This window comes from Sanguibacter suarezii NBRC 16159 (genome assembly GCF_001552735.1).
Lineage (GTDB): Bacteria > Actinomycetota > Actinomycetes > Actinomycetales > Cellulomonadaceae > Sanguibacter > Sanguibacter suarezii.
Genome location: NZ_BCRT01000015.1, coordinates 274795 through 300045, shown reverse-complemented (window position 1 = coordinate 300045; position 25251 = coordinate 274795). Strand labels below are relative to the sequence as shown.

General features: G+C 69.9%; 30 protein-coding genes and 3 tRNA genes. 18 read left to right on the top strand and 15 right to left on the bottom strand.

Features of this window, described 5'->3' with window-relative positions:
* The first annotated feature begins 14 nt into the window (after nucleotides 1-14).
* Nucleotides 15-359, top strand: a complete 345-nt coding sequence (locus tag SS2_RS10680) for a DUF3039 domain-containing protein (RefSeq protein WP_066463840.1) — start codon at nucleotides 15-17, stop codon at nucleotides 357-359.
* A gap of 38 nt (nucleotides 360-397) precedes the next feature.
* Nucleotides 398-2326, top strand: coding sequence for a DEAD/DEAH box helicase (locus tag SS2_RS10675; RefSeq protein WP_083942132.1), 1929 nt, complete (start codon nucleotides 398-400; stop codon nucleotides 2324-2326).
* 8 nt (nucleotides 2327-2334) lie between these two features.
* Here SS2_RS10675 and SS2_RS10670 read toward each other — a convergent pair whose 3' ends face one another.
* On the bottom strand, nucleotides 2335-3663 hold the full coding sequence (locus SS2_RS10670) for a nicotinate phosphoribosyltransferase (protein ID WP_066463836.1): 1329 nt from the start codon (nucleotides 3661-3663) through the stop codon (nucleotides 2335-2337).
* Nucleotides 3664-3711: 48 nt separating this feature from the next.
* Here SS2_RS10670 and clpS point away from each other — a divergent pair, with 48 nt between their 5' ends.
* The 6 genes from clpS to rdgB all read left to right on the top strand — a co-directional run bounded on the left by clpS (nucleotide 3712) and on the right by rdgB (nucleotide 7531).
* Nucleotides 3712-4005 carry an ATP-dependent Clp protease adapter ClpS gene (clpS, locus tag SS2_RS10665; protein ID WP_439646302.1) on the top strand — a complete coding sequence of 98 codons (294 nt, stop codon included), beginning with the start codon at nucleotides 3712-3714 and terminating at the stop codon, nucleotides 4003-4005.
* Nucleotides 4006-4007: 2 nt separating this feature from the next.
* Nucleotides 4008-4832 (top strand): DUF2017 family protein, encoded by an 825-nt coding sequence (locus SS2_RS10660; protein WP_066463834.1) that lies wholly within the window; start codon nucleotides 4008-4010, stop codon nucleotides 4830-4832.
* A 136-nt stretch (nucleotides 4833-4968) separates the two neighbouring features.
* Nucleotides 4969-5124, top strand: a complete 156-nt coding sequence (locus SS2_RS17615; protein ID WP_169796291.1) for a hypothetical protein — start codon at nucleotides 4969-4971, stop codon at nucleotides 5122-5124.
* A gap of 103 nt (nucleotides 5125-5227) precedes the next feature.
* Nucleotides 5228-6034, top strand: a complete 807-nt coding sequence (murI, locus tag SS2_RS10655; protein ID WP_066463830.1) for a glutamate racemase — start codon at nucleotides 5228-5230, stop codon at nucleotides 6032-6034.
* 17 nt (nucleotides 6035-6051) lie between these two features.
* Nucleotides 6052-6834 (top strand): MBL fold metallo-hydrolase, encoded by a 783-nt coding sequence (locus SS2_RS10650; protein WP_369405214.1) that lies wholly within the window; start codon nucleotides 6052-6054, stop codon nucleotides 6832-6834.
* Between the two features lie 73 nt (nucleotides 6835-6907).
* Nucleotides 6908-7531 (top strand): RdgB/HAM1 family non-canonical purine NTP pyrophosphatase, encoded by a 624-nt coding sequence (gene rdgB / locus SS2_RS10645; RefSeq protein WP_066463826.1) that lies wholly within the window; start codon nucleotides 6908-6910, stop codon nucleotides 7529-7531.
* Here the strand turns inward: rdgB and SS2_RS10640 are convergent.
* Nucleotides 7488-7928 carry a DUF3054 domain-containing protein gene (locus SS2_RS10640; protein WP_066463824.1) on the bottom strand — a complete coding sequence of 147 codons (441 nt, stop codon included), beginning with the start codon at nucleotides 7926-7928 and terminating at the stop codon, nucleotides 7488-7490. The two genes, rdgB and SS2_RS10640, sit on opposite strands and share 44 nt — an antisense overlap.
* Nucleotides 7929-7995: 67 nt before the next feature.
* Between SS2_RS10640 and SS2_RS10635 the strand changes: the two genes are divergently transcribed.
* Nucleotides 7996-9636: an ABC-F family ATP-binding cassette domain-containing protein gene (locus SS2_RS10635; protein ID WP_066463820.1), complete on the top strand. Its 1641-nt coding sequence runs from the start codon at nucleotides 7996-7998 to the stop codon at nucleotides 9634-9636.
* Between the two features lie 3 nt (nucleotides 9637-9639).
* On the opposite strand, the gene SS2_RS10630 is transcribed toward SS2_RS10635, so the two are convergent.
* Entirely contained in the window at nucleotides 9640-10209 is a 570-nt protein-coding gene (locus tag SS2_RS10630) for an NUDIX hydrolase family protein (RefSeq protein WP_066463818.1), read from the bottom strand.
* A 135-nt stretch (nucleotides 10210-10344) separates the two neighbouring features.
* Here SS2_RS10630 and trxA point away from each other — a divergent pair, with 135 nt between their 5' ends.
* Nucleotides 10345-10722, top strand: coding sequence for a thioredoxin (trxA, locus tag SS2_RS10625; protein ID WP_066463816.1), 378 nt, complete (start codon nucleotides 10345-10347; stop codon nucleotides 10720-10722).
* An 85-nt stretch (nucleotides 10723-10807) separates the two neighbouring features.
* Here trxA and trmB read toward each other — a convergent pair whose 3' ends face one another.
* The 3 genes from trmB to bcp all read right to left on the bottom strand — a co-directional run bounded on the left by trmB (nucleotide 10808) and on the right by bcp (nucleotide 12206).
* Nucleotides 10808-11593 carry a tRNA (guanosine(46)-N7)-methyltransferase TrmB gene (trmB, locus tag SS2_RS10620; RefSeq protein ID WP_245643507.1) on the bottom strand — a complete coding sequence of 262 codons (786 nt, stop codon included), beginning with the start codon at nucleotides 11591-11593 and terminating at the stop codon, nucleotides 10808-10810.
* A 31-nt stretch (nucleotides 11594-11624) separates the two neighbouring features.
* A tRNA-Leu gene (locus SS2_RS10615) sits at nucleotides 11625-11706 on the bottom strand.
* A 23-nt stretch (nucleotides 11707-11729) separates the two neighbouring features.
* Nucleotides 11730-12206, bottom strand: a complete 477-nt coding sequence (bcp, locus tag SS2_RS10610; RefSeq protein WP_066463812.1) for a thioredoxin-dependent thiol peroxidase — start codon at nucleotides 12204-12206, stop codon at nucleotides 11730-11732.
* A gap of 122 nt (nucleotides 12207-12328) precedes the next feature.
* Here bcp and SS2_RS10605 point away from each other — a divergent pair, with 122 nt between their 5' ends.
* The 3 genes from SS2_RS10605 (at nucleotide 12329) to SS2_RS10595 (ending at nucleotide 13229) form a co-directional block, all read left to right on the top strand.
* The gene (locus tag SS2_RS10605; RefSeq protein WP_083942122.1) at nucleotides 12329-12625 is read left to right on the top strand and encodes a GroES family chaperonin; all 297 of its coding nucleotides are present in this window, start codon (nucleotides 12329-12331) and stop codon (nucleotides 12623-12625) included.
* Nucleotides 12626-12804: 179 nt separating this feature from the next.
* A complete protein-coding gene (locus tag SS2_RS10600) occupies nucleotides 12805-13026 on the top strand; it encodes a hypothetical protein (protein WP_066463810.1) in 222 nt (73 codons plus the stop codon).
* Nucleotides 13027-13153: 127 nt separating this feature from the next.
* Nucleotides 13154-13229 (top strand) — tRNA-Lys (locus tag SS2_RS10595).
* A 14-nt stretch (nucleotides 13230-13243) separates the two neighbouring features.
* On the opposite strand, the gene SS2_RS18245 is transcribed toward SS2_RS10595, so the two are convergent.
* Nucleotides 13244-13600 (bottom strand): tyrosine-type recombinase/integrase, encoded by a 357-nt coding sequence (locus SS2_RS18245; protein ID WP_083942121.1) that lies wholly within the window; start codon nucleotides 13598-13600, stop codon nucleotides 13244-13246.
* Between the two features lie 163 nt (nucleotides 13601-13763).
* Here SS2_RS18245 and SS2_RS10590 point away from each other — a divergent pair, with 163 nt between their 5' ends.
* Complete coding sequence (locus tag SS2_RS10590) at nucleotides 13764-14210, top strand: hypothetical protein (protein WP_066463809.1); 447 nt, start codon at nucleotides 13764-13766, stop codon at nucleotides 14208-14210.
* Between the two features lie 217 nt (nucleotides 14211-14427).
* On the opposite strand, the gene SS2_RS17760 is transcribed toward SS2_RS10590, so the two are convergent.
* Both SS2_RS17760 and SS2_RS10580 read right to left on the bottom strand, forming a co-directional pair.
* Nucleotides 14428-15441, bottom strand: coding sequence for a DUF2510 domain-containing protein (locus tag SS2_RS17760; protein WP_217995591.1), 1014 nt, complete (start codon nucleotides 15439-15441; stop codon nucleotides 14428-14430).
* 144 nt (nucleotides 15442-15585) lie between these two features.
* Complete coding sequence (locus SS2_RS10580; RefSeq protein ID WP_066463806.1) at nucleotides 15586-16119, bottom strand: hypothetical protein; 534 nt, start codon at nucleotides 16117-16119, stop codon at nucleotides 15586-15588.
* Between the two features lie 215 nt (nucleotides 16120-16334).
* On the opposite strand from SS2_RS10580, the gene SS2_RS10575 reads away from it, so the two are divergent.
* The 3 genes from SS2_RS10575 to SS2_RS10560 all read left to right on the top strand — a co-directional run bounded on the left by SS2_RS10575 (nucleotide 16335) and on the right by SS2_RS10560 (nucleotide 19633).
* The gene (locus tag SS2_RS10575) at nucleotides 16335-16901 is read left to right on the top strand and encodes a hypothetical protein (protein WP_157607291.1); all 567 of its coding nucleotides are present in this window, start codon (nucleotides 16335-16337) and stop codon (nucleotides 16899-16901) included.
* Nucleotides 16902-17009: 108 nt separating this feature from the next.
* Nucleotides 17010-17708: a hypothetical protein gene (locus tag SS2_RS17415; RefSeq protein ID WP_157607290.1), complete on the top strand. Its 699-nt coding sequence runs from the start codon at nucleotides 17010-17012 to the stop codon at nucleotides 17706-17708.
* A gap of 1013 nt (nucleotides 17709-18721) precedes the next feature.
* On the top strand, nucleotides 18722-19633 hold the full coding sequence (locus tag SS2_RS10560; RefSeq protein ID WP_066463800.1) for an ATP-grasp domain-containing protein: 912 nt from the start codon (nucleotides 18722-18724) through the stop codon (nucleotides 19631-19633).
* A 187-nt stretch (nucleotides 19634-19820) separates the two neighbouring features.
* Here the strand turns inward: SS2_RS10560 and SS2_RS10555 are convergent.
* From SS2_RS10555 to SS2_RS17410, 3 genes are all read right to left on the bottom strand, one after another.
* Nucleotides 19821-19896: transfer RNA gene (locus tag SS2_RS10555), tRNA-His, on the bottom strand.
* A gap of 94 nt (nucleotides 19897-19990) precedes the next feature.
* Entirely contained in the window at nucleotides 19991-20650 is a 660-nt protein-coding gene (orn, locus tag SS2_RS10550) for an oligoribonuclease (protein ID WP_066463798.1), read from the bottom strand.
* A gap of 81 nt (nucleotides 20651-20731) precedes the next feature.
* Nucleotides 20732-20899 (bottom strand): hypothetical protein, encoded by a 168-nt coding sequence (locus SS2_RS17410; RefSeq protein ID WP_157607289.1) that lies wholly within the window; start codon nucleotides 20897-20899, stop codon nucleotides 20732-20734.
* Between the two features lie 144 nt (nucleotides 20900-21043).
* Here SS2_RS17410 and SS2_RS10545 point away from each other — a divergent pair, with 144 nt between their 5' ends.
* Nucleotides 21044-21742 carry a phosphatase PAP2 family protein gene (locus SS2_RS10545; protein ID WP_066463796.1) on the top strand — a complete coding sequence of 233 codons (699 nt, stop codon included), beginning with the start codon at nucleotides 21044-21046 and terminating at the stop codon, nucleotides 21740-21742.
* Nucleotides 21743-21775: 33 nt separating this feature from the next.
* Here the strand turns inward: SS2_RS10545 and SS2_RS10540 are convergent, their stop codons facing one another.
* Genes SS2_RS10540 through SS2_RS10530 form a run of 3 tightly spaced genes read right to left on the bottom strand, consistent with a single transcriptional unit; the run spans nucleotide 21776 to nucleotide 25251 of the window.
* Nucleotides 21776-22981, bottom strand: coding sequence for a thiolase family protein (locus tag SS2_RS10540; RefSeq protein ID WP_066463795.1), 1206 nt, complete (start codon nucleotides 22979-22981; stop codon nucleotides 21776-21778).
* Nucleotides 22982-23012: 31 nt separating this feature from the next.
* Complete coding sequence (gene map, locus SS2_RS10535) at nucleotides 23013-23780, bottom strand: type I methionyl aminopeptidase (RefSeq protein WP_066463794.1); 768 nt, start codon at nucleotides 23778-23780, stop codon at nucleotides 23013-23015.
* Nucleotides 23781-23790: 10 nt separating this feature from the next.
* Entirely contained in the window at nucleotides 23791-25251 is a 1461-nt protein-coding gene (locus SS2_RS10530) for a class I adenylate-forming enzyme family protein (RefSeq protein WP_066463793.1), read from the bottom strand.

Genomic DNA, 25251 nt, shown 5'->3' with positions numbered 1-25251 from the left:
GTAGACTTGGGCCCATGACACAGACCCCCTCGATGAGCACCGGACCCCTCGATCCGTTCGACACCCCAGGGGCACCAGGAGCTCCGGGATCGGGCACGTCGACCAGCGTGCTCGAGCACGTCGAGACCCGCGAAGAGGTCGAGCCCGGTGACCACGAGCGGTTCTCGCACTACGTGCGCAAGGAGAAGATCCTCGACTCCGCGCTCTCCGGCAAGCCGGTCATCGCGCTGTGCGGGAAGGTCTGGGTTCCCGGACGCGACCCCAAGAAGTTCCCTGTGTGCCCCATCTGCAAGGAGATCTACGACGGTCTGCGGGCACCTCAGGACGGCGAGCCCGGGTCAGGCGACAGCGGCAAGTGAGCGCTGAGCTGGACTACTCGGACGAACCCTTCGACCTCATGTCCTCGGCGGCGCTCGACGTCGACGCGGACCGCGCGGCTCGGGAGCGCGCAGCCCAGGACGCGGCAGCGCAGGAGACCGCGGCGCAGGAGCGTGCCGCGCACCATGGCACACCTGCCGGCGCACCGCTCAAGCCCGGGGTAACCCCCGCTCCGCAGGCGGCGTCGTCGGCGGCGGCCTCGCACCTGTCGCCGTCCTTCCCGACCCGTGCCCCGTGGGGCACGGCCTCGAAGCTGCGCGCCTGGCAGGCGGCCGCCCTGGACGTCTACCGCGCCCGCGCCCCGCGCGACTTCCTCGCGGTGGCGACCCCGGGGGCCGGCAAGACGACCTTCGCGCTGCGCATCGCGACCGAGCTGCTCGAGCAGGGTGTGGTGCGGCGCATCACCGTCGTCGCGCCGACCGAGCACCTCAAGCACCAGTGGGCCGACGCCGCCGCGCGCGTGGGCGTGCGTCTGGACCCCAACTTCAAGAACAGCCAGGGCCGTCACGGCGCCCAGTACGACGGCGTGGCGCTGACCTACGCCCAGGTCGCCGCGAACGCGGCGCTGCACATGGCGCGCACCGAGGCGGCTCCGACGCTGGTCATCCTGGACGAGGTGCACCACGGCGGCGACGCGCTGTCCTGGGGCGAGGCCATCCGCGACGCCTTCGACGGGGCCACCCGGCGCCTGGCGCTGACGGGGACGCCCTTCCGCTCGGACACCGCGGCCATCCCCTTCGTCACCTACGACCGCGGGATGGACGGCATCCGCCGGTCCAAGGCGGACTACACCTACGGCTACGGCGAGGCGCTGCGCGACGGCGTCGTGCGGCCGGTGATCTTCCTCTCCTACTCCGGGCAGATGCGCTGGCGGACCAAGGCGGGCGACGAGATCAGCGCCAACCTCGGCGAGGCCATGACCAAGGACATGACCAGCCAGGCCTGGCGCAGCGCCCTCGACCCGAACGGGGAGTGGATCCCCTCGGTGCTCGCCGCTGCGGACAAGCGGCTCACCGAGGTGCGCCGGGCTGTGCCCGACGCCGGCGGGCTGGTCATCGCGACCGACCAGAACGACGCCCGCGCCTACGCCGGGCACCTGGCCCGGATCACCGGGCAGTCCCCGACGGTCGTGCTCTCCGACGACGACGGCGCGAGCGCGCGCATCGACGAGTTCAGCGACAGCGACGACCGCTGGATGGTGGCGGTGCGCATGGTCTCCGAGGGCGTGGACGTGCCCCGCCTGGCCGTCGGGGTCTACGCGACGTCGACCGCGACTCCGCTGTTCTTCGCCCAGGCCGTCGGGCGCTTCGTGCGTGCCCGCCGGCGCGGGGAGACCGCCTCGGTCTTCCTGCCGAGCGTGATGAACCTGCTCGGCCTGGCCAACAGCATGGAGCTCGAGCGTGACCACGCCCTCGACCGCCCCAAGACGGGCGAGGAGGCGGGGGACATGTACAACCCCGAGGACGCGCTCATGGCCGCGGCCAACCGGGAGGAGAAGGGCTCCGACGCGATGCTCGGCGGCTCCTTCGAGATGCTCGAGTCGCAGGCGTCCTTCGACCGGGTGCTCTTCGACGGCGGCGAGTTCGGCACGGGTGCGGAGGTGGGCTCCGACGAGGAGCTGGACTTCCTGGGCCTGCCCGGCCTGCTCGACGCCGACCAGGTCACCACGCTGCTCAAGCAGCGCCAGGCCACCCACCTGAGCGGCAAGAGCAAGGCCGTCCAGCAGGCGGCCGAGCGCAGCGAGCTCGAGCACCGCAAGGCCGCTGAGCTGCGCAAGGAGCTCTCCCAGCTCGTCTCGGCCTGGGCCCGTCGCTCGGGTCAGCCGCACGGCACCGTGCACAACGAGCTGCGCCGGCGCAGCGGGGGCCCTGAGGTGCCCCTGGCGAGCCTGGACCAGCTCACGGTCCGGGTGGAGGTCGTGCGGGGCTGGTTCGTCGGAAAGAAGTAGCGGGCCGGTCAGCTGCCCAGGGTCCGCGCGAGCGTCGGGATCGCCACCTCGCCGGTGGAGAGACGGCGGGCGCCGCGCGGCAGCTCGTCGCGTGAGGCCGCGTGCCGGGCCGTCGCGGTGACCACACCCTCCGGCCCGGTCCACCGGTCCTCGACGACGCCGCCGGTGACCAGGGTGGTGTGCAGCGGGCGCAGGCTCACCCCGGCCGGATCGAGGTCGCCCGGGTCCAGGTCGCCGTCCCCGGTGAGCACAACCTCGGCCAGCGCCCGCCCGGACTCGTCGAGCAGCCGCGAGGCGCTCTTGCGCCCGCCCACGCTCGTCTTGGAGGTGGACGCCTTGGCCACCGGCTCCAGGGCGCCCGAGGCCCCTTCACGGGCCACGAGCTTGTAGACCATCCCGCAGGTCGGAGCCCCGGACCCGGTGACGAGCTTGGTGCCCACCCCGTAGGAGTCGACCGGCGAGGCGGCCAGTGAGGCGATCGCGTACTCGTCCAGGTCAGAGGTCACGGTGATGCGGGTGCTCGTGGCGCCGAGGGCGTCGAGCTGGCCGCGGACCTCCTGGGCCAGCACCCCCAGGTCACCGGAGTCCAGCCGCACCGCCCCGAGGTCGGTGCCGGCGATCTTCACGGCCCGCTCGACCCCGCGGGTCACGTCATAGGTGTCCACCAGGAGGGTGGTCCCTGGCCCCGCGGAGGCGACCTGGGAGGCGAAGGCCTGCTCCTCGTCGTCGTGCAGGAGGGTGAAGGCGTGCGCGGCGGTGCCGATGGTGGCCAGGCCGTAGCGGCGCCCGGCCTCCAGGTTGGACGTGCCGGAGAAGCCCGCCACGGCCGCGGCGCGGGCGGCTGCGACCGCCGCCTGCTCGTGCGCCCGGCGCGAGCCCATCTCCAGGCACGGGCGGCCGACGGCGGCGCTGGTCATCCGCGAGGCGGCCGAGGCCACCGCGGAGTCGTAGTTGAGGACCGACAGGACGAGGGTCTCCAGCAGCACCGCCTCGGCGAAGGTGCCCTCCACGACCATGACCGGGCTCGAGGGGAAGAACGCCTCGCCCTCGGCGTAGCCCCGGATGTCACCGGTGAAGCGGTAGCCCGCCAGGAACTCCAGCGTCGCATCGTCGACGACCTTCTCCCGGCCCAGCCACTCGAGCTCGTCGGCGTCGAAGCGGAAGTCGGCGAGCAGCTCGAGCACCCGTCCGGTCCCGGCCAGCACGCCGTAGCGGCGCCAGGACGGCAGGCGTCGGGTGAACACCTCGAAGACGCAGTGCCGGTCGGCGGTGCCGTCGGCGAGCGCCGCCTGCAGCATCGTGAGCTCGTAACGGTCTGTGAGCAGCGCAGTCCCCATGGGACAACCGTAGGGCACGCCGGAGGCGGGAGGACCTAGAGTTGCCCTGTGACCGTGACAACCACACCAGAGCAGGCCACGCATCTCGAGGCTGACGTCCGTAGTGCCGAACCGTGGGTGACCATCGTCTGGAACGATCCGGTCAACCTCATGAACTACGTCGCCTACGTCTTCGAGAGCTACTTCGGCTACTCCCAGCGCAAGGCCCACACCCTCATGATGCAGGTGCACAAGGACGGCCACGCGGTCGTCTCGACCGGGGGCAGGGAGAAGGTCGAGATGGACGTGCAGGCCATGCACTCCTACGGGCTGTGGGCCACGATGAAGCGGAGCGGTGAGTAGGGATGCGACCTTTTGAGAGCCCGGACGACGGCTCAGGCACCTACGTCGCGGCGCTGTCCACACCGGAGCGGCTCGTCCTGGCGCAGGTGACCGGGGACGTCGTGGAGCTGCTGGGCGGCGAGGACGCCTTCCTGCCCGCAGACGACGACGGCGACGAGCACGATGACGAGCACAGCGACCAGCACGAGCAGCAGCGGGACCAGCACGAGCAGGTCCCTGGTGCCTCCGGCAGCGCCCCCGGCTCGCAGGGCTCGGACGGTCCGGGGAGCACCGGCCCCTCGGCCGCCGAGAGCCTCGGTGCGCTGCGCAGCGTCTTCGACGGGATCCATGGTGCCCCGCTCGAGGCGCCGAGCGACCCGGCGGTGCGCCGTCTGCTCCCGGACGCCTCGACCGACCCGGAGATCGCCGGGGAGTTCCGCCGCTACACCGACGACGACCTGCGCCAGCGCAAGGTCGACCGGCTGCTGCTGTTCGCCGAGCTGCTGCTGGAGGTGCCGCCGTCGGCGAACGAGAGCGACCAGCTCGACTTCGTCATCATGGTCGACGAGGCGGAGCCGATCGCCGGCGCGCTCGCGGACATCCGCCTGGTGATCGGGGAGCGGCTGGGACTGCGCACGGACGAGGACTCCGAGGCGCTCTACGACGCGGTCACCGCCACGTGGGAGAGCGAGGACGAGGACGGCGAGGACCGCAAGCCCACCGCGGGGGAGGGGATGAGCGGACCACGCCTGTTCCTCGGCTCGGTGTTCTTGCTCGCCGGCTATCTCCAGGAGTCGCTCACCGACTGCATGCTCACGGACTTCCGTCGTCGCAAGCGTCGGCACTGATTTTCCGGGAAAGCACACGACCTGCGGCGATGCAAACTCATCCCTCAAGATGCGCGCTTGTCAAGACTCTGTCAGGATGATTTTTGTGGCCGCACGGAACGCCCGTGCCAGGCCGTTATGACGGAAAGAGGATCCCATGCCTAGCTGGTTGCTTATCTTGCTCATCGGAGTTGTCCTCATCATCCTCGGCTTCTCCGGAGTCGGTTCCTTCCTCCTGTGGATCGGTATCGCAGTGCTCGTCGTGAGCCTCGTCCTCGCCCTCGTTGGACGTGGCAAGAGCTCGAGGATCTAGCACCACCGGCACCTGGACAATGTCCTCAGCGGCGCCCCGCACGGATCACCGTGCGGGGCGCCGCTTTGTCGTAGGTCTGGAGCGCTCGACTATCCTCGACTGTGTGAACAACGCCCCGATCGGAATCTTCGACTCCGGAGTGGGTGGGCTGACCGTCGCGCGGTCCATCCTCGACCAGCTGCCCAACGAATCGATCCACTACATCGGCGACACCATCAACGCCCCCTACGGCCCCAAGCCCCTCGCCACGGTCCGTTCGCTGGCCCTGGACGTCATGGACCGGCTCGTCGACGAGGGCGTCAAGATGCTCGTCATCGCGTGCAACAGCGCCTCCGCCGCCGTCCTGCGTGACGCCCGCGAGCGGTACTCCGTCCGGCACGGCATCCCCGTCGTCGAGGTGATCCTGCCCGCCGCCCGCCGTGCGGTGGCCGCCACCCGCACCGGACGGGTCGGTGTCATAGGCACCCGGGCGACCATCGAGTCGCGGGCCTACGAGGACGCGCTCGCCGTCGCCACCGGCGTGACCGTCGTGCCGCAGGCGTGCCCGGACTTCGTCCCGCTCGTGGAGGCCGGCGTGACCGCCGGGCCGGAGGTGCTCGCCGCCGCCCGGCGCTACCTGGACCCGGTCCGCGAGGCCGGGGTGGACACCCTCATCCTCGGCTGCACCCACTACCCGCTGCTCACCGGTGCGATCTCCTATGTCATGGGCGAGGACGTGACGTTGGTCTCAAGCGCGGAGGAGACGGCGAAGGACGTCTTCCGCACGCTTGTGGCTCATGGCCTAGAAAGAGACGTGTCCGCGGGCCCTCCGGAGCACGTCTTCCAGTCGACCGGGGACGCTGCGGTGTTCGCCGGCCTCGCTCGTCGATTCCTCGGACCCGAGGTGCCCGTGGTGGAATCGGTCCTATGAAGCTGACGATCGTCGGTATGGCCGGTTCGTTCGCGGCGCCGTCATCACCGGCGTCGTGCTACCTCGTGCAGGCCGACGACGCCGCTGGACGCACCTGGTCGCTCGTGCTGGACCTGGGCAACGGCTCCTTGGGAGCCCTGCAGCAGGTCGTGGACCCTTTTGCGGTCGACGCCGTGGCGATCTCCCACATGCACCCCGACCACTTCGCGGACCTGTGCGGCTACTACGTCTTCCTCAAGTACCACCCCGAGCGCGGGTCTGAGGTCGACGGGTCACGCACCGCGGTGCCGCTCTACGGCCCGGCCGAGGCCGAGCGCCGGCTCGCCGACTCCTACGGCCTGCCCGACGGCGAGACGATGACCGGGCAGTTCGACTTCCGTACCTGGACCCCGGGCTCCGCGGCCCAGGTGGGACCGTTCACGATCGAGCCGGTCGCGGTCGAGCACCCGATCCCCGCCTACGGGGTGCGGGTCACCGGACCGAGCACCCTCGTCCCTGGGACCTCCGCGACCCTGGCCTACACCGGTGACACCGACGTCTGCGATGGCGTCTACGCCCTCGCCGAGTCCGCGGACGTGCTGCTGGCCGAGGCCGCCTTCGTCGAGGGCCGTGACGAGGCCTGCGGCATCCACCTGACCGGCCGGCGCGCCGGGCAGGTGGCCACCAAGGCCGGGGCTGCGCGGCTGCTGCTCACCCACGTCCCGGCGTGGAACGATCCCGCGGTCTCCGTCGCCGAGGCCCAGGCGGTCTACGACGGACCGGTCGAGGTCGTCGAGCAGGGGCGCTCCTACCTGCTCTGAGCCCTGCCTGACCATCCCGCGTGCGCCCCCTGCGCCCGCACCACCAGCTCACCCCCGCACCGAAGGAGTCGTCGTGACCTCGCCCCGCCTCGTCCTGGCCACCCACAACGAGCACAAGGTCGGTGAGCTCCGAGCGATCCTGCTCGCCGCCGGGACGATCCCGGGCCTGAGCCCCGACGACGTCGTGGGGGCGGCGGCCTTCACCGACGTCGAGCCGGTCGAGGACGGGGTGACCTTCGAGGAGAACGCGCTCATCAAGGCCCGCGCCCTCGTCGCCGCGAGCGGCCTGCCATGCGTGGCGGACGACTCGGGGCTGGCCGTCGACGTGCTCGGCGGCGCACCGGGGATCTTCTCCGCGCGCTGGGCCGGGCGCCACGGTGACGACCAGGCCAACCTCGACCTGCTGCTCGCCCAGCTCTCCGACATCGCCGAGGAGCACCGCGGCGCACGCTTCGTCTGCGCCGCCGCCCTCGTCACCCCGGACGGGCGTGAGTACGTCGAGACCGGCGCGCTGACCGGCACCCTGCTCACCGCCCCGCGCGGGGCGGGCGGCTTCGGCTACGACCCCATCCTGCGGCCCGACGGCGACACGCGATCCTGCGCCGAGCTCACCCCGGCCGAGAAGAACGCCATCAGCCACCGCGGGCAGGCGTTCAGGGCGTTGGCGCCGACGATCGCCGCTGTGCTCGCCGGCTGACCCCGGCGGCGACCAGGCGCCAGCCGATCAGCGTGAGCGTGAGGAAGGCGAGGGCGACGAGCGGGAAGGCGCCGCTGGCGCCCTGATCGGTGAGCAGGCGCAAACCCATCCCCAGCCCCCACGAGGCGAGCACGAGGACGACGCCGGCGGGCAGCACCGACAGGTGGCCGCGACGCGAGCCGCCGCGCGGACCGCGCGAGCCGCGGTGCGCTGCGGCCAGCAGGACGAGCCAGCCGACGCCCAGCCCGACGAGGAAGGGCCACGCCGTCTGGGCGACCCCGCCCAGGGAGAGGGCCTCCTCGTGGGAGGACCGCCCGCCCGCGGCGAAGGCGAGGACGCACACGGCGTCGAGCAGGAAGGCCCACACGGGGCGGGTCAGGAGCGAGGTGTTCTGCACCCGGCAACCGTACCGGTGACCACCGCGACGCAGCACCGTGCCCCAAGGCACCGCGTATCGTGGCGGGGTGCACATCGTGACCTCTCACCTGTCCTTCGGCTTCCCTGGCCGCCCGGTCATCAACGACGTCTCGCTCAGGGTCTCCGCAGGTCACCGGCTCGCTGTCGTGGGGGAGAACGGCTCCGGGAAGACGACGTTGCTGCGCCTGCTCAGCGGTGAGCTCACGCCCTCCGCGGGTGAGGTCCGTCACCAGGGCACGCTCGCGGTCGTGCCGCAGGAGCTCGTGGTGACCCCGGGGGAGACGGTCGGCGACCTCGTCGCAGGCGCCCTGGCCACCGTTCGGTCGACGGCGGCTGAGCTGGACCGGGCCTCGGCGGAGTTCGACCACGAGCGGTCCTCCCTGCACGAGCTCGCCCAGATCCTCGCCCGGGTCGAGCATCTGGCTGCCTGGGACGCGGAACGACGGGTGGACGTCGCCCTGACGCGGCTCGGGGCCTGCCGGGACCTGTCCAGGACCTTGGAGACGCTGTCCGTGGGGGAACGGTTCAGGGTGCGGCTGGCCTGCCGCCTGGCCGGTCGCGCGGACCTGCTGCTCCTCGACGAGCCGACCAACCACCTCGACCGTGACGGCATCGACTTCCTCACCCGCGAGCTGACAGGCTGGGCGGGCGCGGTGGTCATCGTCACCCACGACCGCCAGCTGCTGGATGACACCGCGACGGCCATCCTCGACCTCGACCCGTCCATGGACGGCAAGCCGGTGCTCTACGGCCAGCCCGGCTACGTCGCCTACCGCTTCGCCAAGAACCAGGCCCTGCACCGTTGGCGTCAGCGGTACAAGGCCGAGACCAAGCGCGCCGAGCTGCTCGCCGCGCGCCTGGACGCCTCCTACGAGGGGCTCTCCGACGAGTGGCGCCCGCCCAAGGGCTCCAACAAGCACCGCCGCGCGACCGGGGCGCGCATCCACGTCAAGGCTGCGGACCGCCTCGTGGAGAAGCTCAAGGCAGAGGCCGTCGAGGTGCCGCCCCCGCCGCCGGTGCTGCACTTCCCCGACCTGCCGAGCATGTCGCCGCTGTGGCCCCCGGCCTCTCCGATCATCGACGTGCGCAACCCCCGCGTGCACGGACGCCCGGGCAGCGCGCCCCGCCTGGACCTGCCCGGTGAGCGGATCACCGTGCCGCCGGCGGGACGCCTGCTCATCACGGGGGCGAACGGCGCGGGCAAGTCGACGCTGCTGGGCGTCCTCGCCGGCACCGTGGGCATGGACCGCGGGTACCGCGCGGTGCTGCCCGGCGCGCGCCTGGGGGTGGTGACCCAGGAGGGAGAGCGCCGCGGAGCCGCCGGACCGCAGGAGAGCCGGACCGGCTTCGAGCTCTACGGGGCGCTCGCCCTCGAGCTGCTGGCCTCCGGCGCTCTCGACCCGGACCACCTCGTCCCGGTGGCCTTCCTCGGCGTGCTCTCGGAGGAGGACCTGGACCGGCCGGTCGCCGAGCTGTCGGTGGGGCAGCAGCGCCGCTTCGACCTCGCGTGCGCCCTGCTGGCCGCCCCGCACGTGCTGCTGCTCGACGAGCCGACCAACCACCTGTCCATCGATCTCGTGGACGACCTCACCCAGGCCCTGCGCGCGACGTCGGCCGCGGTGGTCGTGGCCACCCACGACCGCCGCATGCAGGACGACCTGCACGACTGGCCGCGGCTGGACCTGTAGACCTCAGGACAGGCGACCCACGTGCGCCATCGCCTGGCGCAGCAGCACACCCTGGCCGCCGTACATCTCCGCCTGGACGGCTTCGCTGCAGGCCTGCTCAGGGGTCAGCCACGCCAGGTCCAGGGCGTGCTGCTGGGGCTCGCAGTCACCGGTGACCGGGACCACGTAGGCCATCGAGACGGCGTGCTGGCGGCGGTCGTAGTACGGGGTGATGCCCGGCGTCGGGAAGTACTCGGCGATGGTGAAGGGCTGCGGGGACGGCGGGATCTGCGGCAGGGCGACGGGGCCCAGGTCCTTCTCGATGTGGCGCAGCAGCGCGTCGCGCAGGCGCTCGTGGTACATGACCCGCCCCGAGACGAGCGCGCGGGTCATGACTCCCTCGCGGGAGACCCGCAGCAGCAGCCCGACGGCGACGACGTCGCCGGAGTCGTCCACGCGCACCGGGACGGCATCGACGTAGACGAGGGGGAGGCTGGCGCGGGCGGCGGCCATCTCCTGCTCGCTGAGCCAGCCGGCGGGCTGGGAGTCCTTGGGGTCGAAGTCTGGCTGGGGGAAGTCCGCGGTGTCGGTCACTGTGCAGTTGTACCCCGATCCCACCGACGACCGCCACCCCGCCGCTGGTGAGAGCCGCTGACCGCGGCCGGGGGAATAGTCTGGGCTCCAGATGTGTCCTACAGACAGACAGATCACTTCGTTGAGAGGAATCACATGGCCACCCAGGAGCTCACGCAGGAGACCTTCGAGCAGACCATCAAGAACAACGACGTCGTCCTCGTCGACTTCTGGGCTGCCTGGTGCGGCCCGTGCCGCCAGTTCGCCCCCGTCTTCGAGGCGTCCTCCGAGGCCAACCCGGACGTCGTGCACGCCAAGATCGACACCGAGGCCGAGCGTGAGCTCGCCGCCGCGGCGAACATCACCTCGATCCCCACGCTCATGGCCTTCCGCGAGGGCGTGCTGGTCTTCTCCCAGCCCGGCGCCCTCCCGGCCCCCGCGCTGGCCCAGGTGGTCGAGGCCGTCAAGGGCCTGGACATGGACGAGGTCCGTGCCCAGATCGCCGCGCAGTCCGGAGCGCCGGCAGCGGAGTAGCCCCCCGCACCCGTGAGCACTGACGTCTGAGCCGAGCGGCTGGTCCGCTCGGCTCAGTCGTCTCTGAAGGGTCTCTGCAGACGTCTCAGTCGGCGGTCAGGACCGCGGTGATGTCCGCGATCTCGCGGTCCTTGGCCAGGCCCTTGCGCTCGAAGCTGGTGAGCACGCGTCCGTCGAAGCGGGGTGCGTGCAGGTCGGCGGTGAAACGCTCGTCCGCGCCGATGACCTCGCGCATCTGCCGGGCGTAGTCCGCCCAGTCCGTGGCCAGGCGCCACACCCCGCCCGGGCGCAGCACCCGCGCCGGCAGGTCCATGAAGGCCGGTGTGACGAGGCGGCGCTTGGTGTGCTTGGCTTTGTGCCACGGGTCCGGGAAGAACAGCCACAGCTCGTCGACCGAGTCCGCGGGCAGCATCGTGGTGAGCACCTCGACCGCGTTCGCCTGGACGATGCGGATGTTGGTCAGCTCCCGCTGGCGGATCCGCTGCAGGGTCTGGGCGACCCCGGCGGTGTAGACCTCCACGGCGAGGAAGTTCGTCTCCGGGTGCTGCTCGGCGGCGTGCGCCACGGCTTCGCCCTGACCGGAACCGATCTCCACCACGAGGGGCGCCGAGCGCCCGAAGGCCACCTCAGGGTCGAAGCGGAAGTCGGGCTGGACGGAGGTCTTGGCGTCGACGCGCGGCGGCTCGATGACGTACAGCGGGGCCAGAGCGTCCCAGGTGCGCTGCTGACGGTCCTTGAGACGGCTGCTGCGCTGGACGAAGGAGAGCACCGGGCGATAGCGGGGCGTGCGGGGTGCGTCCGGCGCGCTGCCGTCAGCCGGTGCCACAGGGTCGAGGCCGGGTGCGGCGTCGTGCATGGGAGAGTTGTGCACGAGATGGTGTCCTGTCACGAGAGATGAGCTGTGCGCGAGGGGGGACTCGAACCCCCACGTCCGAAGACACCAGGACCTAAACCTGGCGCGGCTGCCAATTACGCCACTCGCGCTCGGGGGAGAGTCTAACGGTCTCTCAGGCCGCGTCGATGCCCAGGTCGCGGCGGAGCTTGGCGACGTGACCGGTGGCCCGGACGTTGTACTGCGCCACCTCGATGAGGCCCTCGGCGTCGATGACGAAGGTCGATCGGATGATGCCCGTGACGACCTTGCCGTAGAGCTTCTTCTCCCCGTAGGCACCGTAGGCCGTGGCCACAGCCTTGTCCGGGTCGGAGGCGAGGGGGAAGGTGAGAGCCTCGGCCTCGACGAACCGCGCGATCTTGGCGACCGGGTCCGGGGAGATCCCGACGACGGCGTAGCCCGCGCCCTGCAGCGAGGCGAGGCTGTCGCGGAAGTCGCACGCCTCCTTGGTGCAGCCCGGCGTGCTCGCTGCCGGGTAGAAGTAGACGATCGTGCGCTGCCCGCGCAGGTCTGCCAGGCAGACGGAGCCGCCGTCGGCCGTGGCGAGGGAGAAGTCGGGGGCGGGGTCACCGGGGGACAGGCGGACGGACATCGTGCTCCTCACGGGTCGGTGGACCGGCGCCAGGGCACCGGATCGTCTGGCGCCAGCGTACGCCGGGTAGCGTGGACAGGGTGAGTCCTCAATCCGCGCCGCTGCCTGCCCTGCCCGTCACGATGCTGCACGACCGCCTGCTGGTCCTGCCCGAGGTGGACTCGGCCGAGCGGCAGTCCTCAGCGGGCCTGGTCATCCCGGCTACGGCGGTGGGCCCCAAGCGCCTCGGCTGGGCCCGGGTGGCCGCCGCCGGCGAGAACGTGCGGCAGGTCAACGTGGGGGACAGGATCCTCTTCGACCCCGAGGACAAGGCCGAGGTGGAGATCAGCGGCGCGCAGTACGTGCTGCTGCGTGAGAAGGACGTGCACGCGGTCTCCCAGGTCGCCGAGAGCGGCGGGACGCCGGGCCTCTACCTGTAGGTCTCAGGTGAGGTCGGGGTGAGGGTGAGGTGAATGCAGCGCGCTGACCGCGCGGCGCCCTCCTCGTCCCCGCATGCTGGTCTGGCGCGTGCAGACGACCGATGGGCAGTTCTCACCATTGTGGCTGTGCGCCTGAGCGGCTTTCGTAGTGTGGTGGGCAACGAGTAGGGGGAGGCATCATGACGAGCGTGACGTCGCACGAGGTTGGTTGGGGACTCTGTGAGTCGCGGGGGACGCAGCTCGACGCCGTCCTGCCCGACCTCGCCCTGGGAGACGTGAGCGCACTCCTGGCCCGCCTCGTCGAGGACCGGGTCCCGCTGGCCCTCATCGCCGACCTGGCCAACCCCGACGGTCCTGACTCCGACCAGATCATGGCGTCCGAGGCTCTGGACGTGGGGTAGAGTTATCACCGAAGTCGAGGGGAAAAGCCGCGAGACATCAGCGATTATCGTTGATATCCCAACGTTCTCGACGGGGTAACAAGCCAGATTGCCTGCAGCGGTCAGAGCCTGTTAGTGTTTCCACCGCGCGCCATTAGCTCAATTGGCAGAGCAGCTGACTCTTAATCAGCGGGTTCCTGGTTCGAGTCCAGGATGGCGCACCATACGACCAGCGGCTCTACCCCTCAGGGGTAGGGCCGCTTCGTCGTTTCGGAGTGGTTGTTGTCACAGTGTTGTCACCGTTGTTCCTGGGAGGCATCAACAGCTCCGCAGCGTCGGCCATCTTGCGCCCCACACCACCAATCAGGTGCGTGTAGGTGTCCGCCGTGATGCTGATGCTCGAGTGCCCGAGCTTCTTGCTCACTGTGGCGATGTCGAAACCCGCCATGAGGGCCATGGACGCTGCACCGTGATGTAGATCATGTAGGCGGATCTTCCGCAGTCGGCGCCGGTCCGCGTCGGGCAGATGGGCGTCGTCCGGGAAGCGCGCCTCGCCCAGCAGGCACCATGACACCAAAGGCCTCCGCCATTCCATCCCGACCTTGGCGCCTCGGGGCTGACCTCATGGAAGGGGTGACCTCATGGAACCTCCCGTGATGGGCACTCGGCGCACGGCGAAGGCGAAGAGCACGGGCGAGCAGTGCAAGCGAGTCGTCGTGGGTGGGGGAGTGTGCCCGGTGCATGGTCGGAATCGACATGTGAAGGCGAACCAGGAGGCTCGGAAGCTGCGGGCTCAGGCGGCGGCGTATGGGGACGTGGTGGAGCGTTCGCCGGCGGAGGCGCTGATGGGTGCGGCGACGACGCTGGACTCTGTACTGCGGGCTCTTGAGGGGGTGGCGTCGACAGGTCGTGCCGTGGAACCGGTAGCCATGCTGCGGGAGATCCGGGCTGCGGCGACGGAGTCCGGGAAGATGCAGAAGATGGTCCAGGACGCTGGGCTTGATGAGCGTCGTCTGCGGCTGGAGGAGCAGCAGGTGCAGCTGGGCGACGTCGTGCGCCTGGTGCTCGAAGCTCATGGCCTGACCGTCTCGGATGCCGCTGTGCGGGCTGATCTGGGTGAGGCGCTCCGGAGGGTAGGGGAGGGGGATCGGTCACCGCTGCGGGCCGTGCTCGCGATCGAGGCCGGCGGTTCAACCGGGTCGTAGGGCTGTCCGTACGTTGTGCGTGCCAGGGCGCTTGCGGCGGATTTGGTGCCTCTCTCCCGGGTGACGTGAAGGGCGCTCCTGCTTCGGCGAGGGGTGCCTTTCGTGCGTTCTGATGCTGTGACAACGTCGTGAGAACAGGATGTATCTCTGCAGGTCAGAGGCGGGAGTGCTGATACCGAATCAGACGGCGAACGCGACTTAGGGGGACCGGGTGCACTCACCCGTTCGGATGGGTGCCATCCGTCCAATGCGCACCGTCCCACCACCGCAGCACTGAACCGTCGAACGGATCCAAGTACCACCCGGCCGGCGGGGCAGACGGCTCCGAGGGAAGCGCCGAGAGCACGTCGACAAGCTCCGGGCTCTGGCTTGGCGTGCTGGCCGCAGGTGACCGCGAGGACAGTGCCTCAGCAAGCCACTCCTGCGACAGTTCGCCCGACCGCACCGCGAACAGGTTCACGTCCGCCTTCAACGCGTTGCCCTTCAGTACGGCCCGGACCGCCGTTCCAAGTCCCACCGACTCGAGGGCTTCGACTGCCGGGATGAACTCCCCGCTCATCTTGGGCGTCAGCTGCCCGACCCGATCGCCGTCGAGACGAACCTCTACGACCCGCCGAGTCGACCGAGCCAACTGCAAGGTGATGGCATGCAGCGTGACGTGCACCCACCCTTCGCCCTCCGGCCGTGTCCATGGCCGGAGCGTCGCCATGTGGGCGTCTGTGCCGTTCACCTGGACAGACCGGCCGATCGGCAGCACGACATGGGCTGGCGTCGGCGGTGGGTTGAGCGGGAACAGCATGTGCGGTTCCGCCAGGTCGAGGCCGATGGACGCCTGGAACCTGTCCGTGGCCACCCGCTGACTATCGCCTCGGTGGTCGATCATCCAGTTGCCCTCGGGCCATGCGCGAATCCGTGCGCCGCACTGCGGTGCGTAGCCGCCCTTCAGCAGTGCGACGATGCGCGGCTGGTATGCGGCCGCCAGCTCGGCCGGGAGGTGGCCCAGCAGCGCGTTGCCGGCCATCACCTTGACGGCGTTCCTGTCGTGGCGGTTCTCCGGGTCGGGAATGAGCTGGACAGACACTGCGACGTCGGCACCGGTGTCCGGGATCGGCTTGGGCAGGAACCTTGCGATGTCGACGAGGTGGTAGCCGGTACCGGCGACGTCGACCCGCTGCCAGCCGCGTTGGCCCCACAACTCGAAAACGACCGTGTCACTTGCACGTGCTCGCATGCTGCCCCAATCGAGAGATGCTCTGACCATCGGTCCATCCACCTCTCATCTTGAGCGCATCGCCCCTGCTGACAGCAGACAGCAACACCCCACGGGAGTCGCGGCACGTACGGTTCTCGACCAGCGCTTGCGCGCCCCTCGGGTCTATGTGCCGAACAGGCAGTCCTTGCGGGCAGCGACTCTGTATGCGTCTCTGAGCTCCAGCGCCTCATCCATGTGGCAATGCGCCTCCCGTGACTCTGTGCCACTCAGATATGCCGTCTGGAGCAGAGAAGCGTGGTGTTCACCAATTGTGTTGACGGCTGCCTTGAATGCGGCGAACGACTCCTCCGAGGCGGCGAGCCCCAGTCGAGCGCTCAGGTCATAGGTCTCGGCCACGCGTCGGCGAGGGTCATCCATGGAAATCAAAGGGGCCGAGCTGCCGCTTCGGTCCGCGATCGTGAGATCACGGACCCGGGTACCCCAGTCGTGCACGAGCAGGTTGAGATGACGAAGCGCGTCCTCGTGAAGTGCGCGCACCAGCACGGCTCGCGCGTGCGCCTGCTCGTGGCCTCGCGCAGCCGCGATGCGCCGGTCCTCACTTCGCGACGTGAGGTGACTCTGCACCATCAAGGCAATAGCCGTGACCGCAGCAGGGACCGTGGTGATGACTAGAGTTTGCAACCAGGTGAGCGTCATGCGCTGATGATGGCACGGACCACGGCGTGCTGACGTGATGGGCCGAAGGTGCCGGACGCCGATTGGACCCACCGCCCCAGCCCGCTCGAGGTGCTCAGTGGCTCCGGCCATGCCATCCGTACTCGCCCTGGCAGCCTGCGCTGATGTTGGCGCCTCGCGCATGACCCAACCGGTTGACGTGACGGATCCGTCACGCCTGGGGCAGTATCTGGACCATGAATGCAGACGCCTTCGGTATCCCAGAAACGATCCTTGGCAACCATGAGGAGCGGTTCTATGGAGCTGTGGGCCGGATCGCATGCCTTGCGGCGCTCGTTGAGCAGAACCTGCTTCACGTGCACCAGGTGCTGCATGGAGAGGGGCAGGATTGGCACCGCAACCGGCCCGCCGGATCGCTGGCGAAGGAGGACCGCGACCACTTGGCGGCGCTCGGGGTCACTGGGGACAGCAGCGGTGAACTCGACGATGTAGCGGAGGTTATCAAGTACTTCAATAGTGCGATCGGCGCGTTGGAGCGCAGGCATGCCGTCGTCCACAGTGCGTGGCCGGCACAGCGGAGCGGCGACTACTTCCGGCACCGGCCGGTGCGCAGGACGCGCTCTGATGACGCCATAGTCGAAGCAGCGAATCGAGCCGATGCTACCGAGAGGTTGAGCTTCGAGTGGTTCCTGGAGTCGATCAAGTTGTTCGTTGAAGTTGCGATGTCGTTCAACCAGGTGTGCTCAATGGCAAATCGGCTGAGTCCCCGTGGTTCTGAGTTGGGTCCGGGAGCGACAAGATGACTGGACCGCGGAGGTTGATGGATAGAACTTTGGCACCGACCGGCGAGCCCGCTGCTGCGATTGTACGCGTGTAGGCTTCCAGTTGGTCGGCCTGCGAAGATGGCTGCCATGGACAGCCTGGCACCATCGGAATCGCAGGGAGTGGCAATGGTAGTCAAGACGCGAGACAGACTCCTAGAGATCCTCGATGAGCAGCTCTACTACCTGCATTCATCTTCTAGCGCCTTCGACCAAGGTCACCGTCACGAGGCGAAACGCTTGGCGGTCACGATCCGTACGTTGCTTCACGATACTTCTATGTCCAGGTCTCTCCTTGGACAACTTGCTTTCAAGAATCAGTGGCTCTTCATGGACACTGCGGGCTCACTTAACATGCAGAACCCGCTTCCCCTCATGCCGTTCCTAATGATGAGGTCAACCGTTGTTGATGATCAAGGGCGCGTCGTTGCATCATACGAGCCGATGCTTGACGACGGGCCACCACGTCCAGGAGGGTATGCGGCTCGGCCCTTTGAAGAATGGTGGACGATGCTGGTTGTCCGCGACGGGTCTGGTGAGATTTTTTCTCGTAAGGATCTTGTAATGGCGCTCGCCAACAAGGAAGGGGGAGCGCACATTGATCCGCACACTCAAGATCGGATCGCTGCTCTGGCCGCCGGCGAGACGCTCGGCTGGATGATTGGCGACGTCGACGGCGAACGAGCGGTCGAGGATGACCCGATCCTGCCTTGCGTCAGGCAGATCGCGTTTGAACTCTTGGAGACCATCCGCTGTCGGCAATTGATTCCTGAGTTCGGCGGCGCCTGACCTCACCCCCAAGAGGGAGCAGCGAGAGCGCCTAGTCGCTCCTCCGCTCCTCAATTCTCGACGAGCGGGCGTTCCAAGCGTGCGGGGCGTGCGGGGCGGTCGGGTTGGGTCGCCACCGGTCAATGACCAGGGCCAGTAGTTTCGGCTGTGTCGAACACCGGACGCAGCGTGCTCACTTGGCCTCGGGGCTGGCCCTGGAGCCTTGACGGCTCTGCGGTCGCTTTTCGTCTATCCCAGATTCGACACAGCATCCCCTGGTTCGCCGGTGTGACTACACCATCGGCGCCGTGTCGTGCTGCCTTGAGCGGCCAGCTCAGCTCCCCGTCGCCGTTCACGGACGCGTCACACCCCACGGGTGACTATCTCAGTGTGGATGGACGTGAAGTGCTCATCAAGGTGCCCGCTGAGTGCGGGGCTCTCCTGGCGTTGACGCTGCAAACCGGGGACCGCGCACTGCGCAGAGCCGCTGCAGCGTCAACCCAGGGCCTTGTGCTCCCCGTCGTCCTGCCGGAGCTGATCCGCGACGAGATCCTGCAGTCCCTCGACCCCGCCAACGCGGCAACGTCCCCAACGTGGATGCGCCGTGGGTACAGCGTCGAGCAAACCGCAGCACTACTCGGGATCACCTGCTCCGGTGTCCGTAAACGGCTGCGCAACGGCCACCTCCGTAGCGCGCAGCTCGCGGACCCCAATGGCACGTACGTCGTAGATGCAGATCAGGTCCGAACGGGGTGCCTCTAAGGGTCTTCTTCGACCGTGAGACGCGCGGAATTCCGCCATCCTGACGCGGGCGGTCTGAAACAGTACGCCGATCAGCGCTCTCTTAATCAGCGGGTTCCTGGTTCGAGTCCAGGATGGCGTACAAACGCAAGGCCCGGAACCTCACACGGTTCCGGGCCTTGCTGCTTTTCATGGCTGCGCCGGGTGAGTGCACGTGATGTGAGGAGCCCCACATCAGGCCCGCCCACGACGACAGTCGCCGCAAACTCAGGCGCGGTCGGTATCCTGTCAAGGTGCCGACCACCCGTGTAGCCCTTGCGACCTGTTCCGTCCTGCCTGACCTCGATCCCGACGACGCCCCGCTGCTGGGCGCGCTCGCGGACCGCGGCGTCGAGGCCGTTGCCGCTGTCTGGGACGACCCAGACGTGGACTGGGACAGCTTTGACCTCGTGGTGATCCGATCCACCTGGGACTACTCCCAGCGCCGCGACGAGTACATCGCGTGGGCCAAGACCGTGCCCCGCCTCGCCAACGACGCCGACGTGCTGGCCTGGAACATCGACAAGTACTACCTCAAGACCCTGGGCGAGATGGGTCTGCCCATCGTGCGGACCCTGTGGCTGGACCCGGACCGTCACCTCACCTCCCAGGCCATCCACACCCGCCTGCCCGCGCACGGCGACTACGTCATCAAGCCCACCGTGAGCGCCGGCGCCCGGGACACCGCCCGGTACCAGGAGAACACCGCCAAGGCCCGCGGCGAGGCGATCCTGCACGCCCGTGACCTGTTGCGCTCGGGCCGTCACGTCATGGTCCAGCCCTACCTCAACCAGATCGATGTGGTGGGGGAGACCGGGCTGATCTTCTTCGAGGGGAAGTTTTCCCACGCGGTGCGCAAGAACGCCATGCTCACCCGAGGTCACCGCCCCACCCAGGGGCTGTACCAGGAAGAGGTCATGCGCAGCATCGAGGCGACCGAGGCCGAGCTCGCCCTGGGCGAGCGCGCCCTGCAGGCAGCTCACGAGATCCTCGGCGAGTCCGCCGCCTCGCTGCTCTACGCGCGCATCGACCTCGTGCCCGGCGACGACGGCGACCCGATCCTCCTCGAGCTCGAGTTCACCGAGCCGACCTTGTTCCTCAACAAGGCGCAGGGCGCCCCGGACCGCTTCGCCGACGCGATCGTGGCGCGGGCCCAGACGAAGTAGCCCGCAGGCGGCAGGGCACGACAGAGGGCGGAGGCGCGAGCCTCCGCCCTCTGCTGTCTCTGGCACGGCGCGGGGCGGATTGTCGACAGAGGGCGACAGAGGTCGACAAGGGACGACAGAGGAATGAGCCGGTACGCGCCGGGAACGAGAAAGGCGCCTCACGGAATTCCGTGAGGCGCCTTTCGCATGGGGTGAGTAACGGGACTTGAACCCGCGACCCCCTGGACCACAACCAGGTGCTCTACCAGCTGAGCTATACCCACCATGAACAGTTCCTGTACTGCGAACCGTGAAGAAGTCTACCTGGCTTTTTCGGGTGCCGAGAACACGCGGTGGCCTTCGCGGGTGTGACGTACGTCAAACACCCGGGACGAAGTTCTTCGGGACCGACAGAGTCCCCGACACCGACGTCGCAGCGATCTTCGCCGAGAGGGTCCGGGCGGTCTGGGTGTCCGGGCCGGGCTGGGGGACGAAGAGCGCGGCGCGGTAGTAGCGCAGCTCATCGATGCTCTCCAGGATGTCCGCCAGGGCGCGGTGCCCACCGTTCTTGGTGGGGGAGGCGAAGTACACCCGCGGGTACCAGCGACGCGCGAGCTCCTTGATGGAGGAGACGTCGATGATCCGGTAGTGCAGGTAGGAGGACAGCTCCGTCATGTCGCGGTCCAGGAACATCTTGTCCGTGCCGACGGAGTTACCGGCGAGCGGGGCCTTGCCCGGCTCGGGCACGAAGGTGCGGATGTAGTCCAGCACGCGAGCCTCGGCGTCGGCCAGGGTGGTGCCGTTCTCCAGCTCGGCCAGCAGACCCGAGCTGGTGTGCATGTCCCGCACGAAGTCATTCATCTGCTCGAGCGCCTCGGCGGGCGGCTTGACGATGATGTCGATGCCCTCGCCGAGCACGGTGAGCTCGGAGTCGGTGACGACCGCTGCGATCTCCACGAGGGCGTCCGCGCCGAGGTCGAGCCCGGTCATCTCGCAGTCGATCCAGACGATCCGGTCATTGGTTGGTGTCGTTGCCACGCCCCTCAGCCTACGGGGTGCATGAGAGCGCCTCGTCGGCGGGACCGTGAGGGGCACCGGCCGACGAGGCGCGGGAGGCGCTCACGCGGAGCGCTTGACGAGTCGCTTCACCCGCTGGATGAGCGGGGTGCGCGGTATGAGCTGGCCGCTCAGACGGCCGTCGAGCTCGAGCTCTTTGGCCAGTCGGATGCGTTCGAGGGCGATGAGCTCATATCCAGGGGCGATGAGCTCGTAACCGGGGTAGTTCATGGTGGTTCTCCGTGACGTGTGATGGAAGGGGCTCAGGCGTCGACTCCGTTGCCCTGACGTCACCGCGGTGTGGCCACAGCCAATCACGGCCGTCCTCATGAGTGCACGTCTTTTTGTGCGGATTCGCCGTTGTAAGGTCATCGGATGGATTCCCCCACCATCGATCGTCGCTCCGTGACCGCCGTGCTCGTCACCGTGCTGCCCGGCCTGATCCTCGTGGTGCTGGGGGTGGTCGGGTTCTTCGTCGTCTTCGACGCGGTCTACGAGAAGGACGACCTCGCTGCCCTGGACACCCCGGTGCTGGAGTGGCTGGCGGACAACCGCTCGTCCACGGCGACGACGGTCCTCACCGTGGTGACCAACCTCTTCGGCCCGGTGGTCCTGCCGATCATCGTCGCGATCGGCTGCCTCGTCTGGGCGAAGGTCTCGGGCGGCTGGCGCGACCCGCTGCTGCTCGTGGCGGCGATGCTCACCGCCACCGCGATCTCCGTGCTCATCAAGGCGCTCGTGGCCCGTCCGCGCCCGCCCGAGGGGCTCATGAGCGTCCCCGGGGTGGAGTCCTCCTTCTCCTTCCCCTCAGGGCACACGATCGGGGCAGCGACCCTCGTGCTGGTCAGCGGATACCTCGTGTGGACCCGTCACCACTCGCGCACCGTCGCCCTCGTCTGGACGGCGACGGCGGTCGTGGTCATCGCGCTGGTCGCCTTCAGCCGGCTGTACCTGGGCTACCACTTCGTCACCGACGTGCTCGCAGCGGTCTGCCTGGCTCTCGCGGTGCTGGGCGCGGTGGTGATGGTCTACCACTGGACCGACCGGAAGCCGCTCGGCGACCGCGCGGACTGATACGCCAGAGACGGGGCCTCGACGAGGGCGTCCCTACCGCACGACCTCCACGACGATCGCGATGCCCATCCCGCCCCCGATGGCCGCGGCCGCCAGCCCCAGCGTCCCGGCGGGGTGACCACCGACCACCAGCGTGGAGAACAACCGGGTGACCGCGACGGCGCCGCTGGCTCCCCACGGGTGCCCCAGAGCGAGCGCCCCGCCGTCGGGGCACACGCGACCGGAGTCCGCGCCCAACGGGTCGAGCCCGAGGGCGTCGGTGGTGGCGAGGACCTGCGCGGCGAAGGCCTCGACGATCTCGATCACCGCCACCTCGCTCACCGTGCGCCTGGCCCGGGCCAGGACGGCCTCGATCGCGGGTACCGCGCCCCAGCCGGGCAGGGCAGGGTCGCAGCCGACGACGGCGCCCGCCACGATCCGCAGCCCGGGCACCCGCCCGACGCCCGGGGCACCGGTGGCTGACCACGCGGCGTCGGACACGAGGGCGACCGCGCTCGCGCCGTCGCTGATCGGGCTGGCGGTGGCGGCGGTGACCGAACCGCCGGAGGTGAAGGCCGGGCGCATCTTCGCCAGGATCGCCACGTCGAGGCGGCGTGGCCGGTCGTCGCGGGCCAGGTCGGGGAGGGGCACGAGCTCGCGGTCGAAGGTGCCCGCAGCCTGGGCGGTGAGCGCCTTGGCGTGCGAGGCGGCGGCGTAGGCATCCTGCCGCACGCGGGACACCGACCGGGCGGCGGCGAGATCGTCGGCCGCAGGCCCCATGTCCGGGTCGGGGAAGCCGGGCGGGGCGAAGGGCGCCCGCGCGTAGGGCTGGGCCGCGACGTTGTCGCGGGAGGGCGCGGCGCCGGGGCGGTGCGCGCGGTGGGGCGCCGTGGAGGCGCTCTCCACCCCGCCCGCCAGCACGTAGTCCGTGTCCCCGGCGGTGATCGCCTGGTGGGCGGTGAGGATCGCGGCGAGGCCGCTGCCGCACTGGCGGTCCACGGTGAGGCCGGGCACTGCGGTGCCCAGGCCCGCCGCCAGGGCCGAGACCCGGGCCAGGTTGCCGCCCGGCCCGGTGCAGCTGCCCAGGACGACGTCCCCCGGGGAGCGGGCTGCGCCGTCCGCGCCGAGCAGGCCGGTGCGAGCGGCGTCGTCGTGCACGGCGGCCAGGACGGGAGCGGCGAGCTCGTGGGCGAGCAGCGCACGCAGCCCCCGACCGGCGGTGCCGATGGGGCTGCGCCGCGCGGCGACGACGACCGTCACCGGGTGGGCGAGGTCAGCCGGGTCGGCAGGGTCACAGCGCCGTGAGGATCCGCGGACCGGACTCGGTGATCGCGATGGTGTGCTCCCAGTGCGCCGCGCGGGCCCCGCGCACCGTGCGCAGGGTCCAGCCGTCGGCGTCGTGCTTGTAGTCGCTGCGGCCGTCGGCGATGAACATCGGCTCGATCGCGATGACCAGGCCGGGGGTGAGCTTGAGGCCCTTGCCGCGGCGGCCTTCGTTGGGGACGAAGGGGTCCATGTGCATCTCGGTGCCGATGCCGTGGCCGCCGTGGTCCTCGAGATTGCCGTAGCGGGCCTTGCGGGCAAGCTTGGACACGGCGTAGCCGATGTCCCCGATGGTGTTGCCGACCTGGGCAACGGCGATGCCAGCGTCCAGGGCAGCCTTGGTCACGTCGATGAGCTCCTGGTCGCCCGGACGCGGGGTGCCGACGATGAAGCTGCGCGCGGAGTCGCCGCACCAGCCGTTGAGCACAGCGCCGAAGTCGAGGCTGACGAGGTCGCCGTCGGCGATCGCGTAGTCGGTGGGGATGCCGTGCACGATCGCGTCGTTGACGGAGGTGCAGGTCGACCCGGGGAAGGGCACCGGGGACCAGTCGGGGTGGTAGTTGAGGAACGGGGAGGTGGCGCCGGCATCGGCGAGGACCTGCGCGCCCACGGCGTCGATCTCCTTGAGCGTCACCCCGATCTGCGCGGCCTGCTGCATGGCTTCGAGCGCACGGGCGACCACGCGGCCGGTCTCACGCATCATGTCGATCTGGGCTGGGGTCTTCATCTCAATCACACGGATGAGCCTAATGCCGTTGTGCGCCCGACGATGTCGGGGGCCCGTGCCGTGCTGGCCGGTACGCCGGGTCCTGGTCCTTCAGCCCGTCCTGCACGACGGCGCGCGCTGGCTTCCCGGTGCCCGTCACCGGCAGTGTCGCGGCGGCGAACCAGCGCCGCGGACGCTGGGCTGGGCTCAGCGCCTCCCGGCTCGCGCGCTCCAGCGCGGCCCAGTCGGGGTCGCCGTCCTGCCCGACGACGACGGCCGTCACCACCTGCCCCAGCCGCGGGTGCGGGGTGCCCAGGACGACCACGTCGGCCACCCCGGGGACCGTCCGCAGGACCGCCTCGACGTCCTCGGGGACGACGGTCGCGGCGCCGACTGCGATCGCGCCGGTGCCCCGGCCGCGCAGCACGAGGCGGGAGGCGGGAGGTGCGGTCAGCTCAGCGAGGTCACCGACGCTGGCCCACCCGTCGGCGGTGCGCAACGGTCCGGCGGCGCCGGCGAGGTAGCCGTGGGCGATCCAGGGCGAGCGGACCCACACCTGTCCGAGAGGATAGGTGCTGGCGAGGGGCTGACCGGTGCTCGGGTCGCGGACCTCGATCTCGACGCCCGGGAAGGCCCGCAGCCCCTTACCGTCAGGGTCGGCGGCAACGAAGGACAGCTCGGTCGCGCCGTAGTAGGCGATGACCGAGATGCCGTGGGCAGCCGCCCGCTCGCGGACCGATGCTGGCAGCGCCGCGCCGCCCACGACCGCGGTCCGCAGCCGTGACGGCGGGGGAGCGGGGGAGTCGAGCGCGTCCAGGACGGTGCCCAGTGCACCGGGGACCAGGTGGACGACGTCGCAGTCACTCAGCCCGCCCACACCGCCCACGCCGCCCAGGGCGGCAGCGATGCTCGGTGTCAGGCGGACCGTGGCGCCTGCTGCCAGGGCGTGCACCGCACCGAAGCAGAACAACGAGGTGGACAGCGGTCCCGGGACCAGGACGGTGTCGCCCGCGCTGATCCCGGTGAGGTCGGAGGTGGCGGCGAAGGACCGGGTCCACGATCCGCGGCTGCGCACGACGGCGCGCGGGCGCCCGGTGCTGCCCGAGGTGAACCCGCCCCAGGCGAGATCGTCGTCGCTCACCTCGACGGGCGCCTCGGGCGCGGGGAGATCGACGGCGCTCAGCGTCGTCAGGTGGTGGTCCGGCCCGGTTGCGGCGAGGATCTCCGAGCGCTGGGCGGGCGTCCAGGAGCCGTCGCACATGAGCGCGACGGCTCCGGCGAGATCGACCGCGAGCAGTGCGACGAGGGTGTCCGTGGCTCCGGCCAGGTCGATCGCCACCACCTGACCGGGCCGCACGCCGTCGCGGGCCAGGGCGGCGGCGCCGGCTCGTGCGCGAGCGGCGAGCCCGGCGTAGGTGAGCGGGGGCGCGGCGTCCGAGCGGACGGCCACCCGCTCGGGGGCTGCGGCTGCGTGGGCGAGGACCTGCCGGGCGACGGGCAC

Bases quoted from the DNA above. Each gene is read 5' to 3' on its own strand.
- SS2_RS10680 (WP_066463840.1), top strand. From the start codon at position 15: ATGACACAGACCCCCTCGATGAGCACCGGACCCCTCGATCCGTTCGAC.
- SS2_RS10675 (WP_083942132.1), top strand. From the start codon at position 398: ATGTCCTCGGCGGCGCTCGACGTCGACGCGGACCGCGCGGCTCGGGAG.
- SS2_RS10670 (WP_066463836.1), bottom strand. From the start codon at position 3,663: ATGGGGACTGCGCTGCTCACAGACCGTTACGAGCTCACGATGCTGCAG.
- SS2_RS10660 (WP_066463834.1), top strand. From the start codon at position 4,008: ATGCGACCTTTTGAGAGCCCGGACGACGGCTCAGGCACCTACGTCGCG.
- SS2_RS17615 (WP_169796291.1), top strand. From the start codon at position 4,969: ATGCCTAGCTGGTTGCTTATCTTGCTCATCGGAGTTGTCCTCATCATC.
- SS2_RS10650 (WP_369405214.1), top strand. From the start codon at position 6,052: ATGGCCGGTTCGTTCGCGGCGCCGTCATCACCGGCGTCGTGCTACCTC.
- trxA (WP_066463816.1), top strand. From the start codon at position 10,345: ATGGCCACCCAGGAGCTCACGCAGGAGACCTTCGAGCAGACCATCAAG.
- bcp (WP_066463812.1), bottom strand. From the start codon at position 12,206: ATGTCCGTCCGCCTGTCCCCCGGTGACCCCGCCCCCGACTTCTCCCTC.
- SS2_RS10605 (WP_083942122.1), top strand. From the start codon at position 12,329: ATGCTGCACGACCGCCTGCTGGTCCTGCCCGAGGTGGACTCGGCCGAG.
- SS2_RS10600 (WP_066463810.1), top strand. From the start codon at position 12,805: ATGACGAGCGTGACGTCGCACGAGGTTGGTTGGGGACTCTGTGAGTCG.
- SS2_RS18245 (WP_083942121.1), bottom strand. From the start codon at position 13,600: ATGGAATGGCGGAGGCCTTTGGTGTCATGGTGCCTGCTGGGCGAGGCG.
- SS2_RS17760 (WP_217995591.1), bottom strand. From the start codon at position 15,441: ATGCGAGCACGTGCAAGTGACACGGTCGTTTTCGAGTTGTGGGGCCAA.
- SS2_RS10580 (WP_066463806.1), bottom strand. From the start codon at position 16,119: ATGACGCTCACCTGGTTGCAAACTCTAGTCATCACCACGGTCCCTGCT.
- SS2_RS10575 (WP_157607291.1), top strand. From the start codon at position 16,335: ATGAATGCAGACGCCTTCGGTATCCCAGAAACGATCCTTGGCAACCAT.
- SS2_RS17415 (WP_157607290.1), top strand. From the start codon at position 17,010: ATGGACAGCCTGGCACCATCGGAATCGCAGGGAGTGGCAATGGTAGTC.
- SS2_RS17410 (WP_157607289.1), bottom strand. From the start codon at position 20,899: ATGAACTACCCCGGTTACGAGCTCATCGCCCCTGGATATGAGCTCATC.
- SS2_RS10545 (WP_066463796.1), top strand. From the start codon at position 21,044: ATGGATTCCCCCACCATCGATCGTCGCTCCGTGACCGCCGTGCTCGTC.